Annotated in this window: 9 protein-coding genes and 1 pseudogene; all 10 read left to right on the top strand. The window is 51.7% G+C overall.

Features of this window, described 5'->3' with window-relative positions:
• Positions 1 to 406 (top strand): annotated as a pseudogene (locus VB081_RS11365) (hypothetical protein); the annotation flags it as partial.
• A gap of 114 nt (positions 407 to 520) precedes the next feature.
• Entirely contained in the window at positions 521 to 1,453 is a 933-nt protein-coding gene (locus VB081_RS11360; protein ID WP_323400929.1) for an ABC transporter permease, read from the top strand.
• 32 nt (positions 1,454 to 1,485) lie between these two features.
• A complete protein-coding gene (locus VB081_RS11355) occupies positions 1,486 to 2,991 on the top strand; it encodes a sugar ABC transporter ATP-binding protein (protein ID WP_323400928.1) in 1,506 nt (501 codons plus the stop codon).
• A gap of 12 nt (positions 2,992 to 3,003) precedes the next feature.
• Positions 3,004 to 3,921, top strand: coding sequence for an ABC transporter permease (locus VB081_RS11350; protein WP_323400927.1), 918 nt, complete (start codon positions 3,004 to 3,006; stop codon positions 3,919 to 3,921).
• A gap of 122 nt (positions 3,922 to 4,043) precedes the next feature.
• Positions 4,044 to 6,011, top strand: coding sequence for an oxidoreductase (locus tag VB081_RS11345; protein WP_323400926.1), 1,968 nt, complete (start codon positions 4,044 to 4,046; stop codon positions 6,009 to 6,011).
• Positions 6,012 to 6,023: 12 nt separating this feature from the next.
• Positions 6,024 to 6,875, top strand: coding sequence for an electron transfer flavoprotein subunit beta/FixA family protein (locus VB081_RS11340; RefSeq protein WP_323400925.1), 852 nt, complete (start codon positions 6,024 to 6,026; stop codon positions 6,873 to 6,875).
• Between the two features lie 10 nt (positions 6,876 to 6,885).
• On the top strand, positions 6,886 to 8,103 hold the full coding sequence (locus VB081_RS11335) for an electron transfer flavoprotein subunit alpha (protein WP_323400924.1): 1,218 nt from the start codon (positions 6,886 to 6,888) through the stop codon (positions 8,101 to 8,103).
• Positions 8,104 to 8,108: 5 nt separating this feature from the next.
• Positions 8,109 to 8,945 (top strand): sugar phosphate isomerase/epimerase family protein, encoded by an 837-nt coding sequence (locus VB081_RS11330; protein ID WP_323400923.1) that lies wholly within the window; start codon positions 8,109 to 8,111, stop codon positions 8,943 to 8,945.
• Positions 8,946 to 9,015: 70 nt separating this feature from the next.
• On the top strand, positions 9,016 to 10,350 hold the full coding sequence (melA, locus tag VB081_RS11325) for an alpha-galactosidase (RefSeq protein WP_323400922.1): 1,335 nt from the start codon (positions 9,016 to 9,018) through the stop codon (positions 10,348 to 10,350).
• 65 nt (positions 10,351 to 10,415) lie between these two features.
• On the top strand, positions 10,416 to 10,907 hold a 492-nt coding region (locus tag VB081_RS11320; protein WP_323400921.1), incomplete at its 3' end, for a GntR family transcriptional regulator.

The raw sequence follows: 10,907 nt of genomic DNA, 5'->3' as shown, positions 1-10,907 counted from the left end.
TGCGCTGCAGAAGGCGAACAAGACAGGCGACATCGAGCTTGTTTCCACAGACTTCACGGATTCGCTGATTGAAGACATGGAAAGCGGCACGCTTGACGCGATGTCCGGCGGACACTGGTGTGACCCGTTCTTCTCGTTCATGCTGGCCTATAACTCCGTTGCAGGAGCAGAGTGGGCACAGGAGCCTGTTGAGATCGTTATGGACATGATCTATGTAACGAGTGGTGAAGAAGCCAAAGCGTTCGACGAATGGTTCCGCGGAGATATCCTCCCCTATACGGCGGAAGAGATCCAGCAGCTGTCCGTTACATATAACCCGTCGCTGACAAAGGACGATTTTGTAAAAGCGGCACAGAGCCTGTCGTTGCAGGATGTTATGGAAAGACACGCTGACCTCAAGAAATAAGACAAGCCAGAAATCAAAAATGCAAAGACGCTTGTATCTGTCCGGGAGCTTTCCCGGACAGATAGCAGGCGGTTTCTGGAAAAGAAATAAACGTAGAAACGTAGGTAAAATCTTATGAAAAACAAAGTGAAAAGTTTAGTTTTACTGCTGGGTTTACTCGTTGTTACCTATCTGGTGTTCTTTATCCTGCAGCCTACGCGTTTCGGCAGTGCGGAAAGCTTGTTTATCCTGCTTCAGCAATGCCTGCTGCCATCCATAGCGGCGTGCGGTTTTTACTTCGTGCTCACGATGGGGCTGTTTGACTTCAGCATCGGCGCAAACATCATTTTGAGCGCGCTTGTGGCGTGTATGCTGTCTGTGCAGTTTGGCTTTGTGGGGCTTGTGGTCGGCGCGGTCCTAGTGGGGACGCTGGTAGGCGTGGCAAACGGATTTTTGTATCTGAAGTTCAAGATACCGTCCATCATTGCAACGGTAGGCCTGATGATCATTTACGAATGTATCGCAAGCTATCTGGCGGGCGGCAACAGCTATGTGTTGGCGGAAGAATACCGGATTTTGGGGCAGGCCCCGTGGAATATCATTATTGCGGTCATCGCGTTTGCGATCGCGATGTTCATCATCAAATTTACACGCACGGGCATTTATATCAAAGCAATCGGCAAAAATGAACCGATGGCGCAGAACATGGGCGTCAACGTTTCAAAATATAAAGTGATCGGTTTTATCCTCTGCGGCCTTTTTACAGGTATCACGGCGCTGCTGACGATCTGTTACAGCTCGACGGTCATCCCTGTGCAGGGCATGAGCAGCATGGCAAGAAACTTTACGCCCATCATGGGCTGCTTTATCGGTCTGGCGTTCAAAAAATATGTCAATCCTGTCATCTCGATCATCATCGGCGAGTTCATCATCGCGATGATCATCAGCGGCATCATGACGAACGGGCTTGACTCGACGCTGCAAAATACGATCATCGGCGTGATCTTGCTCGTGATCGTGGCGGCGATGGGCATTAAAAACAAAGGAAAGGCCGAAGTGGTGAAATAGCCGCTTCCCTATGGAGATAGGAGGAGAACAAAATGAGTAAAGAAATATTGTTGACAACTCAGGACCTTTCCAAAACGTTTGGTGCGACCAAAGCTGTAAAACAGGTTTCCTTTGAGGTATACAAAGGGGAGATACACGGACTCATTGGGGAGAATGGATCAGGGAAATCGACGATCACCAATATGGTCACCGGCATCCATACCGTGACCTCTGGCGAAATGTTTTTAGAAGGGCAGAAATACGCACCGAAGAATCAGCTTGATGCAAACAAGCACGGTGTGAGCATTATCGTACAGGAAATGAATACCATCGAAGACCTTACAGTGGCGGAAAATATCTTTTTCGGCAACGAGGAGCTTTTTATCAAAAATGGCGTTGTCGATTCTAAGCGGATGAACAAAAAGGCGCGGGAATATCTGGACGTCTTTGGGTTTGATACGATCAATCCGGCAGACGACGTTGCACATTATACCTTTGAAGAAAGAAAAATGATCGAGCTTGTGAAGGCGACGTACTTTGACCCAAGCCTGCTTGTGGTGGATGAAACGACGACGGCGCTTAGCCACGACGGGCGTGAAAAGCTGTATGAACTGATCCACCGCGTGAAAGCGCGCGGCGGTTCTGTGATTGTGATTTCGCATGACTTGCAGGAGGTACTGGAGCTTTGCGATTCCATCACCGTACTGCGCGATGGCGAGCACATCAAATCGTTCCCCGTCACAGACGAGGTATGCGAGGATGACCTGAAAAAGTATATGGTCGGCAGGGAGCTTTCCGGAAAGTATTACAGGGAAGACACGCACTCGAACATAAAGGGTGAGGTCGTGATGTCGCTTCGTGATATCAACGTGGAGGGCATGCTCAAAAACATCAACTTAGAGCTCCATAAGGGAGAGATCCTCGGCATCGGCGGTCTGACGGAATCGGGCATGCACGAGCTTGGCAAGGTGATGTTCGGCGCGCTTGAGACACAGACGGGCACGGTGAGCCTGCCGCAAAAGAATGTGGAGATCACGAACATTAAGACGGCGATCGTAAACGATGTGGCGTATGCTTCTAAAAACAGGGATCAGGAAGGCTTGATGATCAACGCGAGCATCTTAGACAACGTATGCCTGAGCAGCATGGACAAGCTACAGAAAAAAGGCTTTATTTCCCCCAAGCGGGAACGTTGGTTTACGAATGAATATGCAACGAAGATGAATGTGAAGATGGAAAACATCAGCCAGTTTGTATCGGCGCTATCCGGCGGTAATAAGCAAAAAGTGGTGCTTGCCAAGTGGCTGGGCAGGGATTCTGATATCCTTGTGCTCGACAGCCCGACGAGGGGTATCGACGTTATGGTCAAGGCTTCGATCTACGAGCTGATGCAGGAACTGGTCAAACAGGGCAAATCCATCGTAATGATTTCTGAGGAGATTCTTGAGCTCATCGGCATGTGCGACAGGCTCGTCATCCTAAAGGACGGCGGGATCACAGGCGAGCTGCTGCGCGAAGAGGGGCTTTCCGAAGAAAAAATCATTCACTATATGATCTAGGGGGGAAACATCATGAATAAAAAGATGTTACAAAGCGCTATTCCGTACCTGGGGCTTGTGATCGTCATTGTATTGTTTGCCGTGCTGACGCAGGGAAAATCTATGGACGGCTCCAACTGGAAGCTGATTATAGAACAGGCGCTTACACTGCTGATCTGCTCGGCCGGCGTTATGTTCGTCATGACGATGGGATCGCTTGACTTCTCGCAAGGGTCGATCGTAGGGCTCGCATGTTATGTGGCGGCGGTCGTTTCTACTGTCAGCATCCCGCTCGCGATCGTGGCGGCAGTCGGCGTGGGCGCGGGCATCGGGCTGTTGAATGGCGTGATGCATTCGAAGTTCAAGATACAATCGTTCATTGTCACCATGTGTACGATGTTCATTTTCAGGGGACTGATCGTGTTCTTTACAAGCAATTTCCGCGTGGAAACGCCTTACGCGATCTATGATTACGACAATCTTGTCGGAAAGTTCATCGTGGTGGCGGCGATCGTCGCAGTGGGCTTTATCGTATTCCGTTTCACGAAGCTGGGACGGCAGGTGCGGGCGATCGGCTCGGGAGAGATCGCGGCGACGTATTCCGGCGTGAATGTGAGTAGGGTGAAGGTGATCGCTTTTGTGATCGCGGGCGCCCTTGCGGGTGTGGCGGCATTCTTTGCGCTGGTACGTACCGGCTCTGCTACGGCCCAGACGGGCAACCTGACAGAAACAAATGTTATGATCGCGCTGGTGTTGGGCGGACTGTCCGTCTCCGGCGGCGCGAAATCCAACTATATGGCGGTCATCATCGGCGCAATGATGCTGACGTGCCTGACGAACGGGCTTGTCCTCATTGGGGCAGACCCGATCACGCAACAGCTGATCAAGGGCATCATCTTCCTGCTGTGCATCATCATTACGACAGACAGGAAAGGACTGATCAGTAAATAAAAAGAGACCTACGCTCCATACGTTTCTTATATACGTCCGGGCGGCGCGGTTTTGATAGGGCTGCGCCGCCAAAAGACGTATCGTAATCAGAATAAAACATGCGAAAGAAAGGAAATGTTGCAATGCAAACGCGAAACGATTTTAAGCACTTGTTGTCTCCGTTTACAATGGGGAAAGTGACCTTTAAGAACCGGTTTGTTTTCCTGCCCCACCATACTGGATATGCGATAGACGAGGGATATTTGGAAAACGGGCTGTTTTCGGACAGGAATGTAAGGCATTATGTAGAGCGCGCGAAGGGCGGCGCGGCTGCCGTAACGGTGAGCCAGAACGTCGACCCTAACAGCCAGATGTCCTTTAAATATGTATTGGGCTTTGAGCCAAGGAACAAGGATAATTTCAAACGGCTGGCAGACGAAGTACACGAATACGGGTGCAAAGCCATTACGCAGCTGAATCAGGGCGGCCACACGACACTGCTGAATCCTCCTCAGCTATTGGTCGCCCCGACGCAGATGAACGAGCCGTATTGTCATTTTAATACAAAAGAACTTGAAAAAGAAGATATGGAGCTGATCAAGGAATATTACATCAATTCCGCGGCGTGGCAAAAGGAGCTTGGGTGGGACGCGGTGGAACTCAAAATCGCGCATGACGGATTGCTGCGTACGTTTGTCTCCCCGTTTTTCAACCGCAGGGAGGACGAATACGGCGGCAGCTTTGAAAACCGTATGCGTTATCCGCTGGAAGTGATCGCGGGCATCCGCGAGGCGGTGGGGCCTGATTACCCGATTGGCATACGATTGTGCGTGGATGAATTTACCTGGTATGGATACTCGCTCGAATATGGCATGAAAATCGCCAAGGCTTTAGAAGAAGGCGGCGTTGATTATTTGAGCACGGACGCGGGCACGTTCAGCAGCTGGTATATGCAAATACCGCCATCGCCACTGCCGCTTGGATGGGCGGTCTATGAGAGCGCGGAGCTGAAGAAAAACGTGGATATCCCGATCACGGCCTTTGGACGCATCAACGACCCGGTACAGGCAGAAACGATCCTTGCGGAGGGCAACGCAGACCTGATCGGTATGTGCCGCCAACTGCTGTGCGATCCGGAAACGCCCAATAAAACGATGGAGGATCGGCTTGACGACATCCGTCACTGTATTGGCTGCAACGAAGGCTGTGTGGGTGTGGACGGCATTTATGTAGAGTGCATCCAGAACCCCGCTGTGAGCAGGGAAAAACATTTTGGCATCGACACGCTTGACACGGCGGAAGTAAAGAAAAAGATAATGGTGGTGGGCGCGGGCGTTGCGGGTCTGAAGGTAGCGGAGATCGCGGCAAAGCGCGGGCACAATGTGCAGGTATATGAAAAGGACGGCGTGGCGGGCGGACAGGTGCGTTTGGCGGAAAAACTGCCATACCGCAACGAGCTTGAGGAAGTGTACCGCTATTTGCGCATACAATTGCAGGAATTAGGCGTTGCTGTGCATTATGACACAGAAGTGGACGAAGCGCTGGTGGAGCAGCTAAGTCCTGAGGTACTGGTGGTGGCGACAGGATCAACACCGCTCATGCCTGAATTTGAGGGTCTCGAGACGGCGAAAATGGCTGTAATGGATGTGCACGAGGCGCTGCGGAATGTGGAAAAGATCGGTAACAATGTGTTAGTATACGACGATATTGGATTTTGGCAGGGCGGTGGCGTAGCGGACTATTGTCAGGCGCTGGGCGCACAGGTGACGGTGGTGACTCCGTCGGCAAGCGTGGGCGTTGATATTGAAAGCGGGCAGTTATACCTCCTTAACAAGCGACTTTATGAAAACGGTGCGGACATCATCGCAAACCACGCGATCCTTCGCTTTGAAGGCGCGGATGTGGTTTTGGAAAATGTCTATAACCACGAGGAAATGCGCCTTGCAGGCATGGATACGGTACTGATCGCGGGGCAAAGCAGATCAGAAAACGCGCTTTATAAAGCGTTTAAGGGCAAGCGGCCGGAGGTGTACTCCGCTGGCGACTGTGTGGCTCCGCGCGCGATTGAACAGGCGATTTTGGAAGCCGAAGTTCTGGCGCGCAGGATATGACGGGGGGGACGCATGATGAATATTATTGTATTTGTAAAGCAGGTACCGGATACCAGCGAAGTGAAAATAGACAGCAAAACAAACAATCTGGTACGCGAGGGTGTTCCCAGTATTATCAATCCTTATGACGAAAACGGTGTGGAAGCGGCGCTTGCGCTGCGCGACCGGATCGGCGGCAAGGTGACTGTTGTTTCTATGGGACCGATGCAGGCCAGTTCCACTCTGGAATATTGCCTTGCGATGGGCGCGGACGAAGCGGTGCTTGTATCCGACCGCCTGATTGGCGGGTCGGACACGCTGGCAACAGGTTATACGCTTTCCGAGGTGGCGAAAAAGATTGGCTATGACCTAATCGTGTGCGGAAACGAGGCGATCGACGGCTGCACGGGGCAGGTGGGGCCGATCATTGCAGAAAATTTGGATATCCCGCAGTTTACGTATGTGAGAGAAGTACAGGTAGAAGCCGACCGTGTAACGGTACAGCGCGAGGTAGGCAAAAACATCGAGTTTTATGAAGCGCAGCTGCCTGCGCTGGTATGTGTACTAAAGGGCGTCAATCAGCCAAGACGGCTTGGTCAAACGGACAAGGAAGTGAAGCTGCTCAGGGTGGCGGATTTAGACCTTGACCCGGCAAAGATCGGCAACGACGGATCGCCTACCAAGGTGGTGAACATCAAAATGTCGGACGCGCGCGCAAAAAGCTATGTGACGATCGACGATTCGCTGTCTGCTGAGGACAGGATCAAAATGATCATCAACGGTGGGATCGAGAAAAAAGAAAAGATCGATCTGTGGCGCGGCACGGCGGAGGCGCTTGCCGACCGGCTGATGGAGCATGCGGGCTTTAACAGGTATATTGTGTGAGGGAAAAAATATGATAGTTGTTGATAAAAATAAATGCGTGGGCTGCGGCCTGTGCACGGGAGCGTGTTCGTTCGGCGCGATAGCGATGGAGGGCAAACTGCCCGTCATCGGCGATACCTGTGTGTTTTGCGAGGAATGTGTGAAGGCGTGTCCTGTGCAGGCACTCACAAATGATAGTATCGCGGTCAGAAAACAGGATTTTGGGGCATATGCGGGCATGTGGGCGGTCATGGAAATGAACAATGAACGCGGACAACTGCAAAAGGTATCGCTTGAATTGTTGAGCGAAGCAAAGCGTTTGGCGGATATGCTTGGCGAGAAGGTTTCGGCAGTGCTTCTTTGCAGTGACGTGCCGGAAGATTTTGAGGAGAATGCGGCAGAGATCGGCTGCGATAATGTATATATTGTCAAAAACGATGTTCTGGAGCAATATGACACGGAACGCTATACAAGCGCGATCTGTGCGCTGGCACGGCAATACAAACCGGCAGGCATATTGTTTCCGGCGACGGAGAACGGCCGCGACCTTGCGCCGCGTGTTTCATGCAGGCTGCAGGTCGGGCTGACGGCAGACTGTACGGCGCTTGATATCGACGCGGAGCGGAATCTGGTGCAGATCAGGCCGACTTATGGCGGCAATATCATGGCCTCTATCATATCGCCCAACCACCGGCCGCAGCTTGCGTCTGTGAGACCGAATGTGCTGCTTGTAAATCATGCGGCAAAGCCTGCGGAAACGAAATTCACTTATGTGGATATGGAGATGGGCGTGCAGGATGGCAGGGTAAAGTTTTTGAAGGCAGTGGAAAAGGACAATGTGTTCCGTGATGTGGGGGAGGCGGGCATCGTCATCTCCGGCGGGTACGGGATTGGTGATGCGGAAAGCTTCCGCGTGCTGCAAAAGCTGGCGGTGAGGATGGATGCGGCAGTGGGCGCGACAAGAAAAGCGGTGGACGAGGGTTGGGCACCGTTTGACGTACAGGTCGGACAGACGGGCAAGACGGTTGCGCCCGAGTTGTATATCGCGTGTGGTATTTCCGGCGCGTTGCAGCACACCATTGGCATCAAGAACGCAAAGCACATCATTGCCATCAACGCAGACCCGGCGGCGCCGATCTTTGCGATGAGCGACGTTGCGATCATGGGCGACGCGGTGCAGGTGCTTTCAAAATTATGCGACAGGGTGGAAAAATACGGCAGGGATACGCTGCTTGCGGGTAAGGAGTAAAACATATGTTCAGATATAGTTATGACGCGCTGGTGTATTGCGGGGAACCGATCAAAACGAGCATCGAGCGCGTAGCAAAATACGGATATGATGCGATCGAGATGCTTGGCGAGCCGGACAATTTCGATATTACGGAAGTAAACCGGTTGTGTGAGGACAACGGGATCAAGGTTTCTTCTACCTGCTCGATCTTTACGCCGCAGCGCGATTTGGTGCATCCGGATTATAAGGTGCGCAATCATGCAAAGGATTATGTGCGGCAGGTGATCGACTTTACCGCGGCACTGGGTGGCGAGAAGGTGATCGTCGCGCCGACGGCGTGCTCGAAGGTCGCGCCTGTCGCTGATATTGAAGACGAACTTAACTGGGTAGTGGAAAATGTGCGCGAGTGTGCGGAATATGCAAGCAAATGCGGTATTACGATCTGTATTGAATCGTGGAACAGGTACGAGACGTATATCGCGCACAGCCTGTCACGCGTGCATGCGCTAGTCAAGCGCATCGATATGCCTAACGTAGGCGTGATGGGCGACACCTTCCACATGAACATCGAGGAAGCGGACATGGCGCAGTCGCTGCGAACATACGGGAAAGACCTTGTGCATATCCACTTGGCGGATAGCAACCGTGCTGCGCCGGGCGCGGGACATATCGACTTTGAACCGATCATAAAGGCGCTGATGGACATCGGCTATGACGGATATCTGACGTTCGAACTGCTTCCGGCGGGTGCAGACCCCTTTGCGGTGATGGCGCAGGGCGGCTGTGATGAATTCTATGACAAGTATACAAAAATGGCGATCGATACCATCAAAGCGGTGGAGCAAAAATTGACCATATAAGCTGAGTGAATAAGAATGAATAAACTTTCATTCGGCGCATATAAAATGAAAAAAATGTGGAGGAGAAAAAATGAACAAGGTAGTGATCATTGGTGCTGGCAGCGCGATGTTCGCCAAGAAGCTGATTGGGGATTTGCTTCTTTACGACGATATCAATATTGACAATATTTCGCTTGTGGACATCAACTTGGAAAAGCTGGAAGTAATGGAAAAAGTTGCAAAACAACTTTGCAAACAGGCAGGCAAGGATGTTATAATTAAAGCGACAGAAAAGCGCCGTGAAGTGCTTGCCGACGCTACTTATGTAATCAATACCATCAATGTCGGCGGGTGGGAGCAATACAAGCTGGACCTTGAAATACCAGACAAGTACGGCGTGCACCAGGCGATCGGCGATATCATCGGGCCGGGCGGAATGTTCCGTTTCTTGCGGGCGTATCCGGAGATCCTCGCAATCTGTCGTGATATGGAAGAATTGTGCCCGGATGCATATTTATTCAATTATACGAATCCGATGGCTCCGCTGTGTTTAGCGCTTAGCAAGGCAACGCCGATCAAGGTATTCGGCTTCTGCCACAATGTACAGAGCACGGCGCTTCAATTGTCGGCGTACTTAGAAGTACCGCGCGAGAATGTGTCGTTCTGGGCGGCGGGCATCAACCATATGGATTGGTTCTTGCAATATAAGGTAGACGGGAAGGACGCGTACCCTGAGCTTTTCAGGCGGGCGGAGAAGGTGGAAGATATCATCAAAATGGCCGACCGCGAGCCCGATTATATCACGATGGGTGTGCGGCTGGTTGACATCGTCCGGTTTAAGATGATGCAGAATTTTGGCTATTTTGTATCGGAGTCGCCCTTCCATATGTCGGAATATGTGCCGTATTTCCGCAAGAACGAACAGGTGATCCGTGACCTGCAGGTGGATAGAAGATGGTGGCTCGACCACGAGATGGCGGCGGATGATTATTTTGAAGAATTGAAGGAGATGCTTGCGCAGGGCGAGGATATCCCGATGGATAAAACGTTTGAATATGCGCCGGAAATTATACACGCGAACCTGACGGGCAAGCCGTTCCGGGCGAACCTTAACGTGAAGAATACAGGGCTCATCGAGAACCTGCCCAAAAACAGCGTCGTGGAGGTGCCGTGTTACGCGGATAGCGAGGGCATCCATCCGTGTTATGTGGGCGAGCTGCCGGAGGCGCTGGCGGCGCTCAACGTATCGAATATCAACGTACACGTGCTGATGGCGAAGGCTGCGAACGAAAAGAAACTGCAATACATCTATGAAGGCATCAAGCTAGATCCGCTGACGGCAGCGATGCTCAATCTGGATCAGATCAATGAAATGGTAGGCGAGCTGATCGACGCAAATAAGGAATATATTGCTGATTTTAGGTAATGGAAAAAGAACCGGTTTTCCCTTTGTGCGGATGACGGTAATCGCTGACAGGCGGGGGTAGACTCTTGAAAACACAGGCTGCGGAGACAACTAATTTTAAATACAGGGCATTACGCGACTGGCTTGTTGAGAACATCGATAAGGGACACTTTGCGTATGGGGACAAGCTGCCGTCGGAGAATATGCTGTGCAGCAAGTTTTCGGTGAGCAGGCAGACCGTCAGAAAGGCGCTTGACGAGCTTGAAGATTTGGGCGCGATCGAGCGGCGCAAGGGCAGCGGCTCGTACGTCAAAAAGCAGATACTGAAACCGAAAAACAATACGGTAGGCGTTTGTATGAGCTTTCTTGACAATTACATCTTTCCGGAGGTGCTCTCGGGCATTGAAGGCGTGCTGAGCGGGGCAGGCTACGGGATCGACCTTGGGTTTGGGCACAACCGTGTGGAAAACGAGGCCAAGTTTCTGGAACGCATGATCGAGTCCAATGTTTCGGGGCTTATTGTGGAGGGCGTCAAATCTGCGCTGCCGAACCCGAACATCAAGTATTATAAAGCGCTT

Source organism: Christensenella sp. (assembly GCF_034927525.1).
GTDB lineage: Bacteria > Bacillota > Clostridia > Christensenellales > Christensenellaceae > Christensenella.
The sequence above is the reverse complement of the archived record's forward strand: the minus strand, read 5'-3'. Positions and strand labels throughout refer to the sequence as shown.

Coding starts and splice junctions, on each gene's coding strand:
- VB081_RS11360 (WP_323400929.1), top strand. CDS start 521: ATGAAAAACAAAGTGAAAAGTTTAGTTTTACTGCTGGGTTTACTCGTT.
- VB081_RS11355 (WP_323400928.1), top strand. CDS start 1,486: ATGAGTAAAGAAATATTGTTGACAACTCAGGACCTTTCCAAAACGTTT.
- VB081_RS11350 (WP_323400927.1), top strand. CDS start 3,004: ATGAATAAAAAGATGTTACAAAGCGCTATTCCGTACCTGGGGCTTGTG.
- VB081_RS11345 (WP_323400926.1), top strand. CDS start 4,044: ATGCAAACGCGAAACGATTTTAAGCACTTGTTGTCTCCGTTTACAATG.
- VB081_RS11340 (WP_323400925.1), top strand. CDS start 6,024: ATGATGAATATTATTGTATTTGTAAAGCAGGTACCGGATACCAGCGAA.
- VB081_RS11335 (WP_323400924.1), top strand. CDS start 6,886: ATGATAGTTGTTGATAAAAATAAATGCGTGGGCTGCGGCCTGTGCACG.
- VB081_RS11330 (WP_323400923.1), top strand. CDS start 8,109: ATGTTCAGATATAGTTATGACGCGCTGGTGTATTGCGGGGAACCGATC.
- melA (WP_323400922.1), top strand. CDS start 9,016: ATGAACAAGGTAGTGATCATTGGTGCTGGCAGCGCGATGTTCGCCAAG.